Source organism: Streptomyces sp. NPDC053076 (assembly GCF_044546845.1).
Taxonomy (GTDB): domain Bacteria; phylum Actinomycetota; class Actinomycetes; order Streptomycetales; family Streptomycetaceae; genus Streptomyces.
The window spans coordinates 64,521-81,684 of the sequence record NZ_JBITZL010000005.1 but is presented as its reverse complement, the minus strand read 5'-3'; the positions used below and the strand labels follow the sequence as shown (position 1 = coordinate 81,684).

The window sequence follows — 17,164 nt, the reverse complement described above, 5'->3', positions numbered from 1 at the left end:
GTGACTGCACCCGCCTGGCATGCTGAAGCCGAATGCCGCCGCGAGGATCCGGAGCTCTTCGAGCCTCGCGGCGAATCCGCCCGCTACGAAGCACAAATCGAGCAAGCGAAGGCCATCTGTGCGCGATGTCCTGTCACCGAAGCATGCCTTGCCTGGGCTCTACAGGCAGAAGGGGATGTTGGCATCACCGACCGGCAGGGCATCTGGGGCGGAACCACACCGCGCGAAAGGTGGGCGATGGGAAGGAAGCAGCCGGGGCAACGCCCGTACCGTACTCGAATGGAGACCGCGTGACCGACCTCGCCCCGCACCAGCCGGATGTCACCCCCGCCGTCTACGACGCTGCGACGCTCGCCGTCCTCGCAGCCATGGAAGAGGCCGCCGACAAGCACCTCGACGCCATCCGCCCCCACAACACGAAACGCAGCTACGCCAACGACTGGGCGCTGTGGGAGGAGTTCCACGACTGGCTGGGGGAGCGCACCGGCAAGCGGATCGCGTCGACCGCCGTCACCAAGGGCACCCTCGTCGGGTTCGTCGTCTGGCTCGACACAATCAAGCTCGCCGCGCCCAACTCGATCGACCGAAGGATCACCGGCGTCACCGTCACCGCGCGGAACGAGCACGGCGTCGAAGTCCCGAAGGCGGCGACCGTCGCCGCGCGGCAGGCCCTCAAGCCGCTGAAGAACGACCCCGAGCGCATGGCGCGCGGACGGGGCAAGGCAGCGGCCGTCACCCCCGAGCAGCTGCGGCAGATGGCCGCCGCTGTCCCCGCAGGACTCGCCGGACTCCGCGACCGCGCCCTGTGGCTCCTCGCCTTCGCCATCGCCGGACGCTCCGCCGAAGTCGCCGCCCTCCGCGCCGACGGCATCACCATCGGCAGCAAGGGGCTCACCATCGACGTCCCCGCCGTGAAGGGCCGTCCCCCGCGCAACGTCGCCGTCGCCTATGGCAAGAACCCCGACACCTGCCCCGTCCGCGCCTGGCTCACCTGGAAAGCCGCAGCCGGGATCGAGACCGGGCCCGCCTTCGTCGCCATCGACACCTGGGGCAACCTCGGCGCCGGCCACCTCTCCCCTGAAGCCGTCCGCGAGATCATCGCCCGCAACGCCGAACGCGCCGGCCTCGCCGTCCGGTTGACTGGGCACAGCATGCGGGCCGGGTTCATCACCGCGTCCCGCGTCGCAGGGAAGCGCGAGGAGAAGATCCGTGCCCAGTCCGGGCACGCCGCCAACAGCCCCGCCTTCTGGGGCTACATCCGCGAAGCCGACAAGTGGACCGACGCCGCTAGCGAGGACATCGGCCTGTAGGCAAGGGTGCGGCCTGCCTGCGGGGTACTCCCCACGCCCCGAAGGGTCGCTGCGAACGAGGCAGGCCGCGCGCTCACGTTACGGGTCGTCCCCCCGACTTGTCACCGGCCGTGCAGCAGTGCATTCATTTTCGGCCGCCGTCTATCCATGTGGCTGGTTTCTGGTGCATGGTGTGCATGCGGGTGATCCATTCAACCCCCGGGTGGGTTCGCCTTTCGGGTCCTGCCGTCCTGGGGGCGGCAGGACCCGCCGCTCCTCCCGGCTTCCCACGGGAGGCTATGCGGCTGCCGTCACCCCTCCAGGTAGCCGAGCGCCGAGTCTGGCCGGCAGTGCGGGCAGGCGGCAACGCCCTCGACGAGCGCCCGGAGCGCGGTCGACCGGTCGACGCCCTTCGACCGCTTGCCCGCATTCCAGCAGCCGCCCTCATGCACGTACACGGCGGGGCTGTCTCGGTTGAGTCCGAGCTCCAGCACCCAGTCCGGCGCTGGCGGCCGGGCCTGCTCGCCGTGCTGCCGCTCCTGCTCCTGCCGCTCGGCCGCGGCGATCTGCTGCCGGACCCGGTCGAGGGTGTAGGCGAGCCAGGTCTCCAGGGTGCGGAGCCGGGGCAGGTCGGGCGGCAGGTCGTGCATGTGTTCGATTCTATGATGGGGGACGTGACGAGCAACCCGGACCCCGGCCGCTACCACCTGCTCCTCTCCTCCGGCGGCCAGCCGATCCAGCACGGCTGGTGGGGGAGTGAGTCGACCGCGCGCCGGAAGTTCACGCGCTGGATCGGCGAGCACGGGGCCCTGCCCGACGCCCAGGTCACCCTCACCGACGAGGAGACCGGCGAGACGTTGACGAGCTGGCCCGAGGGGACGTGAGCGTCTGCCATCCTGGCGCGGACGAAGGAGGCGCAATGGGGTATCGACCGCACCCGAACCGCGACCGCGCGTTGAAGCAGATCGACCGGCACGCCGACGAGGTAGGGCCGATACTGCCGCTGCGCCCGGTGGCCCCCTTCGAGGGAAAGCTGCTCAGCGGCGTGCAGATGGCGGGAGCGGCAGCTGGGGCGGCCATGGCGGCAGCCCTCAAGCGAGCCCAGCCGTCGGCAGGCGAGCTCTTCGCGGCTGGCACCTACCGACTGTCGACGCGCCCCGGCGTTGTCAGTGGCGAGTCGTAAGCTCGTAGCACTATCAGCCCATGCTCTGGCGCTGATCCCGCCCCGTCCGTACAGCGCCGGACGGGGCGGACTGCTGTCAGGCGCCGGGCTCCTGGTGGCGGACGACCCGCTTCAGCGCCATCTCCACCGTGTATCTGTCCAGCCCGGTCGCCTCGGCGAACGCGGTGATGCCGGCCTGCACCTCGGCGGCCTGCTCGGCGGTGAGCTCGCCCTGCTGAGCCGCCTCCCACGCGGAACGCTCCAGCTGCACCAGGTCGTCGGGGAAGTCGATGTCGCTCACGAGTGCGGATCCTACGCCGCGGTCGTCACGCCTCCGCGCACCGCTGCCGCGTACTCCTTGACGAGCGCCTCGTACCGCGCCCGCTCCTCATCCGACAGCCGCTTGTCACGGTGCGTCCACAGTGCACGGATCTCCGCCTGTACGACCGCAGCCGGCCGCGGGCCCGGGGGCGGGGGAGTGGTGGACATGATCCGACTGTATCGGCCGGGTCTGACACTCACCTAGGACTCGGATCGCTGCGGCTGGTCTGTGACGAACGACCCCATCCCGACCTCTGTGTAGATCAGCCCGTCCGCCCGCAGCTGGCGCAGTACCTTCTGTGCGGTCACGTTGGCGATCCCGAACTCACCCATGAGCGCGACCGTCGACGGCACACGCGAACGGGGCGGGTACTCGCCGACCCGGATCCGCTCCACGATCACCTCGTGGACCTGCCTCCACCTGGGGCGATCTACTGCGAACTCCATGCGTCGACCGTAGGCAGCCATGATCAGCTCTGGCGATCGGTAGTACGCCATGGCGTGCTATGTCATGCTCGTGAGCAGCAAGGACCCCCGCGGTCGCGGACACGACCCGGGGGCGTGGCCGACAGCTGCAAGGAGCCGTCAGCGTGGACGAGCGTAGACCCGACACCCCCGCCGTGGACCCGTCCGCGCGAGCAGACCTCAGCCCGGTACAGCAGGCGTACAGCGACTATGTAACCCACGCCGTCGGCTGCGACGACTGCCGAAGCGCCGACGCCCCGCCGTGCACGACGGGGGACGCCCTGTTCGAGATCTACCGGCAGCTGAAGCCCGGACGGCCTGCCGCGCAGGCAATGCCGCGCCGCTGATCGTGCCTGCGGGGTAAACCCTGGCCAGCGCGTGTGCAGTGCGTCACGGAGCGGGTGTAACGGGTCAGATCAATGCAGGCTGAACCCTTGCGTGAACCCTCAACAAGATGTTGTCTTCCGGTAAGCATTGAACGGCGGTCAGTCTCGAAGGAGGTCGGTGACGTGCACGCCAAGCACGGCGGCGATCTTCAGGAGCGTCGTGATGCGCGCGTCGGCGGTGCCGGACTCGACCCCCTGGTAGTCGGAGCGGCTCACGCCGGCGGCGAGGAAGACGGACTCCTGGGTGCGGTTGTCGCGGAGTCGGGTGACGCGGATGCGGTCGCCGATGGCCTGTCGCTCGCGTCGGAGCCACGCGTCGTCATCGGGCAGGGTGGGCACTCGACACACGTTCTGCCGACCATGATCATAAGTCAGCCCGGTTTACCGGGCATTCTTTGATCTTGAAATGGGCTGGCGCCCTGCCCTGCACTGGCATATGCCGCAGGGCTCGATGTAGTGTCCATTAATCGAACATGTGTTCCCTCGAAAGAGTGAACCGGCAGGCCACCCGGCATCCGGTTGCGCCGACCGGGAACCCGAACTCCACCCCCCGCCGCAGAGATAAGCGCGCCCCGACGGGAGACCAGCATGAACCGGCAGCAGATCCTCGACCTCTACGACTGGGCGCTAGGAGTCTGCTTCCGGCATCCCGGCAAAGGGAGGGTGGCCACGGCTCACGCCGTGACGGTCCGGCCGGCCGCGGGCGGCCTCCAGGACGTGCGCGCCTGTGAGGACTGCGTGATCGCGATGGAGGGTGAGCGCGAGAGAGCGGCTCAGCGCGCCGGACGCCCCTACCGACCTGGGCGCCTCGCGGCGGATGAATAGGGCTGGTAGCGGCCATTTCAAGGGGGGCGATTTTGGGGAGTCTCTGGGGAGCGAGCATGCCGCAGGGAGTGCTCGGGGAGATCCAGGATGAGCGAACACGCTCCTCTGTGAACCTCTATGTCAGGCTAATCCTCGCTAAGTCATGCAGGTCAGAGACGATGTGAGGACCCGCCGGGTCGTTCGCGCAGATGGCGCTCAGTTGCGTAGCCATACCGAGAACATCTGGCTCCGGACCAAGCGGTACAACGCCTCCGGCAAGGTCGCCTCCGGTACCGGAGGGGTCTGCTACCTCTACTTCCCCGCCCACCCGACCCCGGGCCAGCGCAAGGCGCTCGCCGCGGTGGGCGTGCACTGACCTTCTCCCGGGCGTGTGACCAAGCTCATCGCCGCAAACGGCCTCGCGGGTGGCATGGTGGACGGAGGTACGGGGGGATTCGACCGTGTACGTCCGACCTCTGCGAGTAACACCATGACCGCACACCCGGCCACCGCCACCCGCGTCCGTACGGGAGGCCCCCAGGAAGACGGCCCGAAGATCGTCGAGCAGGTCATGGGCTGGGTCCTCGTCGCGGTGTTCGCGATGCTCGTGACCCAGCTCGGCCTGCTCTGAACCGACCGCCTCCGCCTGCGGCATGTTCTGACATACTGCGGATGTCCCGCCGCGCCTAGACCGGGGTCGATCTTGAACATGCCGCAGCAGCGTGCCGCCACCCAGGTGCGCGGCACCGAGCGTTCCGCGGCGCGTCGCGCCGAACTCATCGCCATCGGCCGGAAGTTGTTCGCCGACACGTCCTACGACGCGCTGTCCATGGACGACATCGCCCGCCACGCCCAGGTCGCCAAGGGCCTGATCTATTACTACTTCCGGTCCAAGCGCGGCTACTACCTGGCGATCGTCCGGGACTCCGTCGCCGACCTGGTCACCTCCGCGGCCGGCGGCCTTCAACTGCCCGCCGTGGACCGCGTGCACCGCACCATCGACGGCTATCTGCGCTACGCGGAGAACCACCAGGCCGCCTACCGCACCATCGTCAGCGGCGGTGTCGGCTTCGACACGGAGGTGCACGCGATCCGCGACGGCGTGCGCGAGGCCATCGTCGCCACCATCGCCGAAGGGGCCTACGGCCGCGGTGACATCGCCCCGCTGGCCAGGATGGGCCTGCTCGCCTGGGTGTGCAGCGTGGAGGGCGCAACCCTGGACTGGATCGACCGCCCCGAGCTGTCCCGTGACACCATGCGCGAGCTGCTGGTGAAGACGCTCGGCGGGGCCCTGCGCGCCATCGAGGAGCTGGAGCCCGCCTGTCCGGCCCCGCCGCCCGCCCGCCGGGACGGCTGAACGCGAGGGAGCGGAGGCCGGACGCCTCCGCTCCCCGATGCCCCCTCGGGTGCCGGCTAGGTTCTGTCTCTCTGTTAGCGGTGTGCCCAGATGAGGATGGCCCGCAGGATAACCGCACCGATCCCGCGCCGTCTCAGGTGACTGCGGATAGCGCGGGAACGAGGTCAGTGGCGGTGGGTACGGCGGTAGGCGTTGATCAGGCGGGTCCGGTCGGTGTCGTGAAGGCGGCGGACCGCTTCGCGCAGAGGAGGGCTGAGCGGCGGAGCCAGAAGTCTTGGTCGATGGCCCAGCGGTCGAGGACAGTTCCGGCTGCTTCCTTGTGCTGGAGGGTGATGGCACCGGCGCCATGGACGGCGAGGGTGTCCACCAGGGCCCAAGTGCGGGCGCCTCGCAGCATCGCTTGCACCGTCACGAGGTCGGCGGGGCCGAGGAGGGCGTAGTCACGGTCCCAGGCGGCGCGCTGGGCGTGCCGAGGCGGGCGAGCTGCTCGGTGAGCTGGTCGGCCGCCTCGGCGAGTCGTGAGGGGGGCAGGCTCACGCGCCGGTTTCCAAGATGCGCTTGAGGGTGGCGAGCTCGGTGTCGACCAGGGCGACCTGCTCGTCGAAGAAGGCGTCAGTGAAGGCCGGCGGCTGGAAGAACGTGATCATGAATTCGGCGCCGGTGCCGTTGGCCACGACGCGGGCGGGGACCTGCCAGGACGCCTGCTCGTCGACGTAGTCGTGGTCAAGGGTGCCCAGTTCGGCGTTGCCGCGGATACGGAGCCGGGCGGGGCCTTGCGGGGTGGTCATCAGCCACCGGTCCGGCTCGTCGGTGGGCTCGATCGCCTGAATGTTGACGATCGCCCAGGCGGGCCAGTTGGCCGCGTCGGCGAGAAAGGCGTAGACGTCGGGGACGGGGCGCTCGATGGTGACGGTCTTGGTGACCGAGCGTGCGGTGTTTGTGAGCTGTCTGGAAAGAGCCGAGCTCGTCGGGGAGGTCGCGCCAGGGCGAGTTGGTGCGGTACTTCCACACGATGGCTTCGAGCGTGCGGCGATGATCGGCCCACCGCCGCCCGCGGACCGGATCGGCCGGCATCAGCGGCTCGATCCGGTCCCACATCGCATCAGTGATCACTAAGCGGACAGTCACATCCGATCAACTGATGAGTTCACCAAAGAGACACGCTCTAGTTGATCGCCTTGATCAGCTCACCGTTCGCGGTGTCGCCGCTCAGTTCCCAGAAGAAGGTGCCGCCGAGCCCCTGCTGGTTCTTGTACGTCATCTTGGTGGCGACGGTCGCCGGGGTGTCGTAACTCCACCAGTCGTTCCCGCACTTGGCGTAGGCCGTGCCGCCCACGGTGCCGGTCGCCGGGCACTTGGTCTTGAGCACCTTGTAGTCGTCGATGCCCTGCTCGTACGTTCCGGTCGCCGGGCCCGTGGCCGTGCCGCCGGGCGCCGCCTGGGTGACGCCGGTCCAGCCGCGGCCGTAGAAGCCGAGGCCGAGCAGCAGCTTCGAGGCCGGGACGCCGAGGCCCTTGAGCTTGGTGATGGTCGCCGAGGTGTAGTAGTTCGCCTTCGGAATGCCCGAGTAGGAGTTCAGCGGGGAGTGCGGGGCGGTCGGGCCGGCGGTGTCCCAGGCGCCGAAGTAGTCGTACGTCATCGGGTTGTACCAGTCGACGTACTGGGCGGCGCCGGCGTAGTTCGCCGCGTCGATCTTGCCGCCGCTGGTGGCGTCGGCGGTGATCGCGGCGGTCACCAGGTTCCCGGAGCCGAACCTCGACCGCAGGGCGGCCATCAGGTTCTTGAACGCCTCGCGCCCGCTGGTGTCGCAGGTGTTGCCGCAGGCGTTGGGGTACTCCCAGTCGATGTCGATGCCGTCGAAGACGCCCGCCCACTTGGAGTTCTTCACCAGGTCGTAGCAGGACTGCGCGAAGGCGGCCGGGTTCTTCGCGGCCTCGCCGAAGCCGCCGGACCAGGTCCAGCCGCCGAAGGACCACAGGATCTTCAGGCCGGGGTGCTTCTTCTTCAGCTTGAGCAGCTGGTTGAAGTTGCCGCGCAGCGGCTGGTCCCAGGTGTCGGCGACACCGTCGACGGACTCCGCCGCGGTGTAGGCCCGGTCGGTGGCCGCGTAGGCGTCGCCCATCGCGCACTTGCCGCCGGTGACGTTGCCGAAGGCGTAGTTGATGTGGGTCAGCTTGGCCGCGGAGCCCGAGGTCTCGATGTTCTTGACGTAGTACTTGCGGTCGTAGGTGCCCCATTCGGTGAAGTAGCCGACGACCTTGGAGCCGGCCGCGAGCCGCGGGGCGGTGGGTGCCGCCGCGGTCGCCGTGCCCGAACCGGCCAGCAAGCCGGCGCCGAGGGCGGCGGTACACGCGGCCGAGACGAGCGCCCGGACGAGGGAGCGGTGGGGAGTGTGCATCGGGTGTCTCCTCGTGGGGAGAGGGAAACGCGCGCCGATTGGCATGAACGCGGTAAAGCGTTGGGCATGCAGAGTAGGAGGACTAGACCATTCGGTCAATGGTTCGGACCAATATCGCCCCCGTGGGGCCCTGGACTGGATTCCTGAAGTGAGCGGTCGTTAACTGGTGACGGAAGGTCGCCGATCGGGCATACTCACAGCGCATGCCGCTGGTCAGCAGCTTCCGAGACCCGGGAGCGGGCGCCGTCGGCACAGCGGAACGATCAGGCGGAACCGCCCCCACCACGGGCCGTACCGGTGATCCGAACAGGGAGGAGCCCGACGCCATGTCCGACCGCGACCCGCAGCCGGTGGAGCGTCAACTGCCCACGGAGGAGGCGAGGGATCTGCTCGCCCTCGTCCGGGAGATCGCCCAGCGCGAGATCGCGCCGAAGGCGGCGGAGGAGGAGGACGCGGGACGTTTCCCCCGCGAGGTCTTCACCCTGCTCTCGGAGTCCGGCCTGCTGGGCCTGCCGTACGCCGCCGAACACGGCGGTGGCGACCAGCCCTACGAGGTCTACCTCCAGGTCCTGGAGGAGCTGGCCGCCGCCCGGCTCACCGTCGGCCTCGGCGTCAGCGTCCACACGCTCGCGTCCTACGCGCTCGCCACCTACGGCGCCAAGCAGCAGCAGGTCGAGCACCTGCCCGCCATGCTCGGCGGCGGCCTGCTCGGCGCGTACTGCCTGTCCGAGCCGTCCTCCGGCTCCGACGCGGCCTCCTTGCGCACCAAGGCCGTCCGGGACGGCGAGGGCTGGGTGATCGACGGCACCAAGGCGTGGATCACGCACGGCGGCATCGCCGACTTCTACACCGTGATGGCCCGTACCGGCGAGGAGGGCCCGCGCGGGATCACCGCCTTCCTCGTGCCCGGCGACGCGCCCGGCCTCAGCGGTGCGGCGCCCGAGAAGAAGATGGGCATGAAGGGCTCGCCCACCGCGCAGGTGCACTTCGACGGGGTCCGCGTTCCCGACGACCGGCGCATCGGCGACGAGGGCCAGGGCTTCTCCATTGCCCTGTCGGCGCTCGACTCCGGCCGGCTCGGCATCGCGGCCTGCGCCGTCGGCCTCGCCCAGGCCGCCCTCGACGAGGCGGTCCGCTACGCCACCGAGCGTCGCCAGTTCGGCCGGCCCATCGCCGACTTCCAGGGCCTGCGCTTCATGCTCGCCGACATGGCCACCCAGATCGAGGCGGGCCGCGCGCTGTACCTGGCCGCGGCGCGGCTGCGGGACGCGGGCAGGCCGTTCGCCAAGCAGGCCGCCATGGCCAAGCTGCACTGCACCGACGCGGCCATGAAGGTCACCACGGACGCGGTGCAGATACTGGGCGGCTACGGCTACACCGCCGACTTCCCGGCCGAACGCTATATGCGCGAGGCCAAGGTCCTGCAGATCGTCGAGGGCACCAACCAGATCCAGCGGATGGTCATCGCCCGTCACGTGGCGGGGCCAGAAGGTCGCTGAACTGGCCCGTCAGGACCGTCGGGGCCGCCAGCCTGACCCACTCCGGGTCATGGCGGCCCGGCAGCGTGCGGCCCCGGTCGGCCCAGGTCCGCAGGAGATCGCGGTAGATGGGCGGATCCTGCGGCGCGGGAGGCGGAACCGATTCTGCCGGGCGAGGGACGAAGATACGGCGCTGACGCCCGGTCGCCGGGTACGTGGGGGTCATGCCTGGGCAACGCGGCGACGACCGGACAGGTCACCCCCCGAGGGATTCGAGCGTCAGTCCATACACGTCCGGTTCCCCCTCTGGCCTCCTCCAGTCGGCTGACGTACCGTCAGCGGACCATCGACCAGGGGGTGACCGTGGCCGACGACCGTCCCGTACCGCTCGACGAGTACCCCGTGCACCAGGTGCCGCTCTCCATGAAGCACGTGGCGACCGGCGACCGGAACGCCTACGACCGCTGCATCTTCCACGTCCTCGACCACGCGGGCCGCGCCCTGCTCATCTGCGGCCTCGGCGTCTACCCCAACCTCGGGGTGATCGACGCCTACGCCACCCTTCGAGCCGGGGACACCCTGCACGCCGTGCGCGCCTCGGACGCCCTGGGCGAGGACCGGATGCGGCTCGCCGTCGGCCCGCTGCGCATCGAGGTCACCCAGCCGCTCAAGGAGCTGCGCCTGATCTGCGAGGACGACCGGCTGTCCTACGACCTCACCTGGACCGCCGCCTTCCCCGCGCTCTGGGAGCCGCACCACCTCCAGCGCCGGGGCGACCGGCTCACCCTGGAGGGGCGCCGCTACGTCCAGGCCGGCACGGCGGAGGGCGTGATCCGCGCGGGGGGAGCGGAGTTCCAGGTCACCGCCGACGACTGGACCGGTACCCGGGACCGCAGCTGGGGCGTACGGCCGATACCCGGCGAGGACGGCGGCCGGCTCGCCGCGGACCATCCCGCCGAGGGCTTCCACTGGATCTGGAGCCCGGTCCGCTTCGACGACCGCTTCCTGATGGTCATCACCCAGGAGGACGCCGACGGCCACCGCTCCCTGAACGACGCCACCCTCGTCCGCCCCGGCCAGCGGGACCGTCAACTGGGCTGGCCGCAGGCCGAGATCCGCTACCGCTCCGGCACCCGCCGGCCGGAACGGGCGGTCATCCACCTCGGCGACGCGCGGGCGCCGCGGAAACTGGACGTCGAGATCCTGGCCTCCTCGCCGCTCGCGCTCGGCGCGGGCTACCCGCCGGCGGACGACTGGCAGCACGGCACCTGGCGGGGTCCCGGCTGGACCGACCGCCGTACCTACGACATGACCCTGCCCCACCCCCTGGCCGGCTACGGCGTCACCGACCACTCCGCCCGCTTCCGGCTCGACGGGCGGACCGGGTACGGCATCTTCGAGCACGGCTCGTTCGGCCGGCACGACCCGAGCGGCTTCACCGGCTTCGACTCGGTCGCGCCCTGAGGGAGGACGAGATGGCCACGGCACCACGCCCCCGCACCAGCACCCGGGACCCCGGGGAGCTGACCCGGCGCCTCACCGCCTGGCTCGGCACCCGGCTGCCCGGCGCCAAGGCGGTCGGCGTCAGCGTACCGGCCTCCAACGGCATGTCCAGCGAGACCCTGCTGTTCGACATCGACCACCCGCAACCCCCGCTCACCTCCTGCGCGTTGCGACTGGCGGCGGACCCCGCGGCATACACCGTCTTCCCCGAGTACGACATGGGCCGCCAGTACCGCACCCTGCGGCTCGTCGCCGAGCGGACGGACCTGCCCGTACCCCGGGTGCTGTGGCTGGAGGAGGACCCGGGCCCGCTCGGGGCGCCGTTCTTCGTGATGGAACGGGTCGCCGGCCGGGTGCCGCCGGACGTCATGCCGTACACCTACGAAGGCAGTTGGCTGCACGCGGCGAGCGACGCCGAACGCGAGCACCTGGAAGCGGCCACGGTCGGGCTGCTGGCCCGGCTGCACGACCAGGTCCCGGTTTCCGAGGCCGGGTTCCTGGCCCTGCCCGGTCAGGGGGACGCGCTGCGCCGGCACGTCACGGCCCAACGCGCCTACTACGCCTGGGTGATCGACGGTCTCGCCCGCTCACCCCTCATCGAGGCCGCGTTCGAGCGGCTGGAGCGGCTGTGGCCGCGCGACCCCGGCGAGCCCGTCCTCACCTGGGGTGACGCGCGCATCGGGAACGTCGTCTACGACGGCTTCGAGCCCGTCGCCGTCCTGGACTGGGAGATGGCGGCGCTCGCCCCGCGCGAGGTGGACCTCGGCTGGACGATCTACCTGCACCGGTTCTTCCACGACCTCACGGCCGGCTCCGGACAGCGGGGACTGCCCGGTTTCCTGCGCCGCGACCGCGTCGAGGACCGCTACGCCCGCCTGACCGGCCATCCCCCGCGGGACATGGACTTCTACACCCTGTACGCCGCCCTGCGGCACGCGATCGTCATGCTGCGCATCGCCTACCGGCAGGCGTACTTCGGCGAGGTCGCCGTGCCCGCGGACCCGGACACGCTGATCCTGCACCACGACAGTCTGCGCGCCATGGTGCAGGGCAGGTACTGGCAGGGGTGAGGCGGCTCAGGCGGCCTGGCGGCGCATCACCGGCACGTGCATCGGGCGCGAGCCCGGGCCGCCGACGTGCGAGAAGGGCTGCGTCCGCCAGTTCAGACCCTGGGGAAGCGTGAGCAGCAGGGCCGTGTCCTGCTCCTGAGGCTCGACGGACTCGTCCGCCGGGCGGGCGTCGGCCGCCGAACGGCCCGTACCCGCACACACCGTGAGCCCGAACGGGTTCCAGGGCGAGGCGCACAGCGCGTGTTCCGGCAGGAACTCCTCATCCGCCAGCAGCGCGATCGGCTGCGCGCAGTCCGGGCAGATCACCCGGTACATCTCGAAGGTGTCGTACGCATCCGGTTCGTCGTCGAAGGCGTCGGGTTCGACACCCTCCGGCTCGGGCTCGGCGGCCGACTGCTGCCGTGCGGACGCGGATCGACCAGGGCGATGGGCACTCTGCATGGATTTCTCCCCCTAAGGCTGGGCCGTGAAAGGCGCTGCGGCCTCGACCACAGCAAGCACTTCCCGTCCGCTCTCGGCGGTAATCACGAACCCATCACGGAGCCTGTTCGAGTCATGTGGCGTTCGTCACATGACGCGCGCGGGTGCCCTTCCCGGTGTTTTTCTGCCGAACGGGGAATGACCTGCGCCTCTCAGGTATCCGAGGAGATCAGGCGCACTGTAGGTTGTGCCGACATGGAGGAGCTGGACCGTCAAATTGTGCAGCTGCTCGTCAAGGACGGGCGGATGAGCTACACAGACCTGGGCAAGGCCACGGGCCTGTCCACGTCGGCCGTGCACCAGCGAGTGCGCCGGCTGGAGCAGCGTGGCGTCATCCGCGGCTATGCCGCGGTGGTCGACCCCGAGGCCGTCGGCCTGCCGCTGACCGCGTTCATCTCGGTCAAACCGTTCGACCCCAGCGCCCCCGACGACATCGCGGACCGCCTCGCCGGCGTCCCCGAGATCGAGGCGTGCCACAGCGTGGCCGGCGACGAGAACTACATCCTCAAGGTGCGCGTGTCCACCCCGCACGAGCTGGAGGAACTGCTGGCCCGGCTGCGCTCGCTGGCCGGCGTCTCCACCCGCACCACCGTGGTGCTGTCCACCCCGTACGAGGCGCGCCCCCCGAGGATCTGAACCGGCCGCCCCGGTGCCCGGTGCCCCCGCGCGCGAGGGAGCCCCGGTGCCCGGCGTGCCCCGCGCGCGCGAGAGACTTGCCGCATGAGTGAGCAGTCCGCCGAGCCCCAGACCGTCCTGCTGCGCCGCGGGGAGGTGCACAGCCCCGCCGACCCCTTCGCCACCGCGATGGTGGTGGAGCGCGGTCAGGTCGCCTGGGTCGGCTCCGAGGGCGCCGCCGACGCCTTCGCCGACGGCGTGGACGAGGTGGTCGACCTCGACGGCGCCCTGGTCACCCCGGCCTTCACCGACGCCCATGTGCACACCACCGCCTCGGGCCTCGCCCTGACCGGCCTCGACCTGTCCGGCGCCCCCTCCCTGGAGGCGGCCCTCGCGCGAGTCCGCGAGTTCGCCGCCGCCCGCCCCGACGACCGGGTCCTGCTGGGCCACGGCTGGGACGCCGCCCGCTGGCCCGGCGGCCGGCCGCCGACCCGCGCGGAACTGGACGCGGCCACCGGCGGACGACCGCTGTACCTGTCCCGCATCGACGTGCACTCGGCGGTCGTCACCACGGCCCTGCTGGACCTCGTCCCCGGCACCGTCGCCCGGGAGGACGCCCCGCTCACCCGGGACGACCACCATGTCGTCCGCGAGGCCGCCCTCGCCGCCGTCACCCCCGCCCAGCGCGCCGAGGCCCAGCGCACCGCCCTGGCGCACGCCGCCTCCCTCGGCATCGGCACCCTGCACGAGTGCGGTGGCCCGCAGATCTCCTCCGAGGACGACTTCACCGCCCTGCTGCGGCTCGCCGCCGAGGTGCCGGGACCACGCGTGGTCGGCTACTGGGCCGAGCGCGCCGACGAGGGCGTGGCGAGGGCCCGCGAGCTGGGCGCGGCCGGTGCCGCGGGCGACCTCTTCGCCGACGGCGCCCTCGGCTCGCACACCGCCTGCCTGCACGAGCCGTACGCCGACGCCGGCCACTGCGGCACCGCCTACCTGGACGCCGACGCCGTCGCCGCCCATGTGCTGGCCTGCACCGAGGCGGGCCTCCAGGCGGGCTTCCACGCCATCGGCGACGCGGCCGTGTCCGCCGTGGTCGAGGGCGTGCGCGCCGCCGCCGAGAAGGCGGGCCTGGCCCGGATCCGCGCCGCCCGGCATCGCGTCGAGCACGCCGAGATGCTCACCCCCGAGACCGTCGCGGGCTTCGCCGAGCTGGGGCTGATCGCCTCCGTCCAGCCCGCCTTCGACGCGCTGTGGGGCGGCGAGGAGGGCATGTACGCCCAGCGTCTGGGCACCGAGCGGGCCCGTACCCTCAACCCGTTCGCCGCTCTGCTCCGCGCGGGTGTGCCGCTCGCCTTCGGCTCCGACAGCCCGGTCACCCCGCTCGACCCGTGGGGCACGGTCCGGGCCGCCGCCTTCCACCGCACGCCCGAGCACCGCATCTCGGTCCGTGCCGCGTTCACCGCGCACACCCGCGGCGGCTGGCGGGCCGTCGGCCGCGACGACGCGGGCGTCCTGGTCCCGGGTGCGCCCGCCGACTACGCCGTCTGGCGCACGGACGAGCTGGTCGTGCAGGCTCCCGACGACCGGGTGGCCCGCTGGTCCACCGACCCGCGCTCGGGCACACCGGGCCTGCCCGACCTCTCCCCGGGCCGTGACCTGCCGGTCTGCCTGCGGACCGTGGTGGGCGGACGGACGGTGTTCGTACGGCCGGGCGAGTGATCTCCCGGGGTGGCGCGGGGCCGGCCCCCCGCCGCGGCCGGCCGCCCGACCTGCGCATCCTCCGCACGGGCCCCGGTGCCGACGATGACCTGCCAGGCCGGGAGGCTGTTGACAGTCGGCGGCCAGAGGCCGGTAGGTTCGTCCGAGTCCACCACCGGACGCCCGACCGGGGAGCGTTCAGACGGCTCGTCGCAGCGCCGCTGGGTCAGGGACGGTGTGCCGCACCGGGGCACCGTCACTGGGAGCCAGGCTCAGCGTCCGCGCCGACGAGTGAACGTTCCAGCTGGTCGGCCAGGTGTGACCCGGGTGGGGCCCGGGCGCTCAGTAGACAACGGCTTTCGGTCGATCCGCAGCCAGCGGGTCCCAGGTCGGCCCGAAGGGCGCCGGGCCCCCATCCGTCGTGCTGCCGAGGTGCCGGGAGCACGGGGTGTGAAGACGCCGGGAACACGGGGTGCGAAGGTGCCGGACCACCCGAAGTGTGAAGGCGCCGGGAACACGAGGGGAACGGACGGAAAAGCACATCCATACCCCGGTATTTTCAAATCGACACCACCCTGCGCGCGCGATGTCACGTCTTCCCAGGCCGCGGCCATTATGGTGGACCCCTGTGTACGACACGAAGGGGCAGCAGTGAACGACGGCGACGGTACCCTCGCGGCCAAGGCCCACGGGAGGCGGTTCGGCCCGCTCGGCACGGCCTTGGTGATCATTCCGACCTACAACGAGGCGGAGAACATCAAGACCATCGTCGGCCGGGTGCGCAAGGCCGTCCCCGAAGCGCACGTACTGATCGCGGACGACAACAGCCCTGACGGCACCGGCAAACTCGCCGACGAGCTGGCCGCCGGGGACGACCACGTCCAGGTACTGCACCGCAAGGGCAAGGAGGGCCTCGGAGCCGCCTACCTGGCGGGCTTCCGCTGGGGCCTGGAGCGCGACTACGGCGTGCTGATCGAGATGGACGCCGACGGCTCCCACCAGCCCGAGGAACTGCCCCGGCTGCTCACCGCCCTGAAGAGCGCGGACCTGGTCCTCGGCTCCCGCTGGGTGCCCGGTGGCCGGGTGGTGAACTGGCCCAAGTCCCGGGAGTTCATCTCCCGCGGCGGCAGCCTCTACTCCCGGCTCGCCCTGGACATTCCGCTGCGCGACATCACCGGCGGCTACCGCGCCTTCCGCCGCGAGACCCTGGAGGGCCTCGGTCTGGGGGAGGTCGCCTCGCAGGGCTACTGCTTCCAGGTCGATCTGGCCCGCCGCGCGGTCAAGGCCGGCTACCACGTGGTCGAGGTGCCGATCACTTTCGTCGAGCGGGAACTCGGCGACTCCAAGATGAGCAAGGACATCCTCGTCGAGGCGCTCTGGCGGGTCACGGCCTGGGGCGTCGGGGACCGCATCGGCAAGGTCACCGGCAAGGACAAGAAAGCCTAGGGCTGCACCCCCGAGCGTGCCGGGGTCGCGCGGCCCCGGCACGCGGCGTGCGTGCGGTCGCGAGGCCCCGGCACGCGGCGCACAGTGGCCGATCACACCCTTATCCCGCGCTGAGCCGCGCCCAGGCACACTGGGAGCATGACGACTGGCGCTCCCACCTCCCCGTACACCGCCCGCCGCCGGCGCTCCCGGCTGCGCAGGTATCTGCCGCTGGGTCTGGCCGCGTGGCTGGTGCTGGAGATCTGGTTGCTGATCCTCGTCGCGGGGGCGACGGGTGGCCTCACGGTGTTCCTGCTGCTCGTCGCGGGCCTCGTGGCGGGCTCCGTGGTGATCAAGCGGGCGGGCCGCCGCGCCTTCAAGAACCTGAACGAGGCACTGCAGCAGGGCGGCTCGCCGGCGCGCGGCGGCGGCAACGGCCTGATGATGCTCGGCGGTCTGCTGCTGATGATCCCCGGCCTCGTCTCGGACGCGGCCGGTCTGCTCCTGCTGCTGCCGCCGGTCCAGAAGGCGGTGAGCCGTCTCGCGGAGAACGCCCTGGACAGCAGCCTCCGCAAGGCCGCACCGGGCGGACTGGGCGATGCGTTCCAGCAGGCCCGCATGCACCGGCCCGACGGCAAGGTGGTGCAGGGCGAGGTCATCCGGGAGGACCGCCCCGAGCCGGGGGAGCGGCGTCCCCCGCTCACGCGCTGAGC

25 protein-coding genes and 2 pseudogenes are annotated in these 17,164 nt (G+C 71.1%); 16 read left to right on the top strand and 11 right to left on the bottom strand.

The annotated features are described in order from the left end of the window. Entirely contained in the window at window positions 1–294 is a 294-nt protein-coding gene (locus tag ACIGYR_RS21480) for a WhiB family transcriptional regulator (protein ID WP_399600412.1), read from the top strand. Next, complete coding sequence (locus ACIGYR_RS21475) at window positions 291–1,310, top strand: tyrosine-type recombinase/integrase (RefSeq protein ID WP_399600409.1); 1,020 nt, start codon at window positions 291–293, stop codon at window positions 1,308–1,310. The genes ACIGYR_RS21480 and ACIGYR_RS21475 overlap by 4 nt, the downstream gene beginning before the upstream one ends. A 290-nt stretch (window positions 1,311–1,600) precedes the next feature. Here ACIGYR_RS21475 and ACIGYR_RS21470 read toward each other — a convergent pair whose 3' ends face one another. Further along, the gene (locus ACIGYR_RS21470) at window positions 1,601–1,939 is read right to left on the bottom strand and encodes a DUF6233 domain-containing protein (protein WP_399600406.1); all 339 of its coding nucleotides are present in this window, start codon (window positions 1,937–1,939) and stop codon (window positions 1,601–1,603) included. Between the two features lie 24 nt (window positions 1,940–1,963). Between ACIGYR_RS21470 and ACIGYR_RS21465 the strand changes: the two genes are divergently transcribed. Together ACIGYR_RS21465 and ACIGYR_RS21460 are read left to right on the top strand one after the other, a co-directional pair. Then, window positions 1,964–2,173, top strand: coding sequence for a hypothetical protein (locus tag ACIGYR_RS21465; RefSeq protein ID WP_399600405.1), 210 nt, complete (start codon window positions 1,964–1,966; stop codon window positions 2,171–2,173). 35 nt (window positions 2,174–2,208) lie between these two features. Continuing rightward, entirely contained in the window at window positions 2,209–2,472 is a 264-nt protein-coding gene (locus ACIGYR_RS21460; RefSeq protein WP_399600403.1) for a hypothetical protein, read from the top strand. A 76-nt stretch (window positions 2,473–2,548) separates the two neighbouring features. On the opposite strand, the gene ACIGYR_RS21455 is transcribed toward ACIGYR_RS21460, so the two are convergent. From ACIGYR_RS21455 to ACIGYR_RS21445, 3 genes are read right to left on the bottom strand one after another with little or no spacing between them, the layout of a single operon-like run. Further along, the gene (locus ACIGYR_RS21455; protein ID WP_399600402.1) at window positions 2,549–2,752 is read right to left on the bottom strand and encodes a hypothetical protein; all 204 of its coding nucleotides are present in this window, start codon (window positions 2,750–2,752) and stop codon (window positions 2,549–2,551) included. 11 nt (window positions 2,753–2,763) lie between these two features. After that, entirely contained in the window at window positions 2,764–2,940 is a 177-nt protein-coding gene (locus ACIGYR_RS21450; RefSeq protein WP_399600401.1) for a hypothetical protein, read from the bottom strand. Window positions 2,941–2,973: 33 nt separating this feature from the next. Continuing rightward, a complete protein-coding gene (locus tag ACIGYR_RS21445; protein WP_399600399.1) occupies window positions 2,974–3,219 on the bottom strand; it encodes a GntR family transcriptional regulator in 246 nt (81 codons plus the stop codon). A gap of 143 nt (window positions 3,220–3,362) precedes the next feature. Here ACIGYR_RS21445 and ACIGYR_RS21440 point away from each other — a divergent pair, with 143 nt between their 5' ends. Next, window positions 3,363–3,584 carry a hypothetical protein gene (locus tag ACIGYR_RS21440; protein ID WP_399600397.1) on the top strand — a complete coding sequence of 74 codons (222 nt, stop codon included), beginning with the start codon at window positions 3,363–3,365 and terminating at the stop codon, window positions 3,582–3,584. Between the two features lie 138 nt (window positions 3,585–3,722). On the opposite strand, the gene ACIGYR_RS21435 is transcribed toward ACIGYR_RS21440, so the two are convergent. Further along, entirely contained in the window at window positions 3,723–3,962 is a 240-nt protein-coding gene (locus ACIGYR_RS21435; protein ID WP_399600396.1) for a helix-turn-helix domain-containing protein, read from the bottom strand. A 249-nt stretch (window positions 3,963–4,211) separates the two neighbouring features. On the opposite strand from ACIGYR_RS21435, the gene ACIGYR_RS21430 reads away from it, so the two are divergent. From ACIGYR_RS21430 to ACIGYR_RS21415, 4 genes and pseudogenes are all read left to right on the top strand, one after another. Next, on the top strand, window positions 4,212–4,448 hold the full coding sequence (locus tag ACIGYR_RS21430) for a hypothetical protein (protein WP_399600395.1): 237 nt from the start codon (window positions 4,212–4,214) through the stop codon (window positions 4,446–4,448). A gap of 208 nt (window positions 4,449–4,656) precedes the next feature. Next, a pseudogene (locus ACIGYR_RS21425) lies at window positions 4,657–4,803 on the top strand (peptidase C39 family protein); the annotation flags it as partial. 114 nt (window positions 4,804–4,917) lie between these two features. Continuing rightward, complete coding sequence (locus ACIGYR_RS21420) at window positions 4,918–5,058, top strand: SCO1431 family membrane protein (RefSeq protein WP_391844799.1); 141 nt, start codon at window positions 4,918–4,920, stop codon at window positions 5,056–5,058. 78 nt (window positions 5,059–5,136) lie between these two features. Then, on the top strand, window positions 5,137–5,784 hold the full coding sequence (locus tag ACIGYR_RS21415; protein ID WP_391844801.1) for a TetR/AcrR family transcriptional regulator: 648 nt from the start codon (window positions 5,137–5,139) through the stop codon (window positions 5,782–5,784). Window positions 5,785–5,980: 196 nt separating this feature from the next. Here the strand turns inward: ACIGYR_RS21415 and ACIGYR_RS21410 are convergent, their stop codons facing one another. The 5 genes and pseudogenes from ACIGYR_RS21410 to ACIGYR_RS21390 form a co-directional block, all read right to left on the bottom strand. Next, window positions 5,981–6,181: a DNA alkylation repair protein gene (locus tag ACIGYR_RS21410; protein ID WP_399600391.1), complete on the bottom strand. Its 201-nt coding sequence runs from the start codon at window positions 6,179–6,181 to the stop codon at window positions 5,981–5,983. Window positions 6,182–6,192: 11 nt separating this feature from the next. Further along, window positions 6,193–6,321 (bottom strand): hypothetical protein, encoded by a 129-nt coding sequence (locus ACIGYR_RS21405; protein WP_399600388.1) that lies wholly within the window; start codon window positions 6,319–6,321, stop codon window positions 6,193–6,195. Next, window positions 6,318–6,572: a hypothetical protein gene (locus ACIGYR_RS21400; RefSeq protein WP_399600385.1), complete on the bottom strand. Its 255-nt coding sequence runs from the start codon at window positions 6,570–6,572 to the stop codon at window positions 6,318–6,320. Before ACIGYR_RS21400 ends, ACIGYR_RS21405 begins: the two co-directional genes overlap by 4 nt. A gap of 148 nt (window positions 6,573–6,720) precedes the next feature. Then, a pseudogene (locus tag ACIGYR_RS21395) lies at window positions 6,721–6,912 on the bottom strand (transposase); the annotation flags it as partial. Between the two features lie 37 nt (window positions 6,913–6,949). Then, entirely contained in the window at window positions 6,950–8,182 is a 1,233-nt protein-coding gene (locus tag ACIGYR_RS21390; RefSeq protein ID WP_399600382.1) for a glycoside hydrolase family 18 protein, read from the bottom strand. Window positions 8,183–8,508: 326 nt separating this feature from the next. Here ACIGYR_RS21390 and ACIGYR_RS21385 point away from each other — a divergent pair, with 326 nt between their 5' ends. From ACIGYR_RS21385 to ACIGYR_RS21375, 3 genes are all read left to right on the top strand, one after another. Then, window positions 8,509–9,681 (top strand): acyl-CoA dehydrogenase family protein, encoded by a 1,173-nt coding sequence (locus tag ACIGYR_RS21385; protein ID WP_391844809.1) that lies wholly within the window; start codon window positions 8,509–8,511, stop codon window positions 9,679–9,681. A gap of 342 nt (window positions 9,682–10,023) precedes the next feature. Continuing rightward, window positions 10,024–11,124: a hypothetical protein gene (locus ACIGYR_RS21380; protein WP_399600380.1), complete on the top strand. Its 1,101-nt coding sequence runs from the start codon at window positions 10,024–10,026 to the stop codon at window positions 11,122–11,124. Between the two features lie 11 nt (window positions 11,125–11,135). Then, window positions 11,136–12,233, top strand: coding sequence for a phosphotransferase family protein (locus ACIGYR_RS21375; RefSeq protein WP_399600377.1), 1,098 nt, complete (start codon window positions 11,136–11,138; stop codon window positions 12,231–12,233). Between the two features lie 6 nt (window positions 12,234–12,239). Here the strand turns inward: ACIGYR_RS21375 and ACIGYR_RS21370 are convergent, their stop codons facing one another. Beyond that, entirely contained in the window at window positions 12,240–12,674 is a 435-nt protein-coding gene (locus ACIGYR_RS21370; protein ID WP_391844815.1) for a hypothetical protein, read from the bottom strand. 234 nt (window positions 12,675–12,908) lie between these two features. Between ACIGYR_RS21370 and ACIGYR_RS21365 the strand changes: the two genes are divergently transcribed. From ACIGYR_RS21365 to fxsA, 4 genes are all read left to right on the top strand, one after another. Beyond that, window positions 12,909–13,349 carry an Lrp/AsnC family transcriptional regulator gene (locus ACIGYR_RS21365; RefSeq protein WP_391844817.1) on the top strand — a complete coding sequence of 147 codons (441 nt, stop codon included), beginning with the start codon at window positions 12,909–12,911 and terminating at the stop codon, window positions 13,347–13,349. A gap of 84 nt (window positions 13,350–13,433) precedes the next feature. Continuing rightward, a complete protein-coding gene (locus tag ACIGYR_RS21360; RefSeq protein ID WP_399600374.1) occupies window positions 13,434–15,047 on the top strand; it encodes an amidohydrolase in 1,614 nt (537 codons plus the stop codon). Between the two features lie 630 nt (window positions 15,048–15,677). After that, on the top strand, window positions 15,678–16,472 hold the full coding sequence (locus ACIGYR_RS21355; RefSeq protein WP_399600371.1) for a polyprenol monophosphomannose synthase: 795 nt from the start codon (window positions 15,678–15,680) through the stop codon (window positions 16,470–16,472). Between the two features lie 138 nt (window positions 16,473–16,610). Continuing rightward, on the top strand, window positions 16,611–17,162 hold the full coding sequence (fxsA, locus tag ACIGYR_RS21350) for an FxsA family membrane protein (RefSeq protein WP_391844823.1): 552 nt from the start codon (window positions 16,611–16,613) through the stop codon (window positions 17,160–17,162). Window positions 17,163–17,164 lie beyond the last annotated feature (2 nt).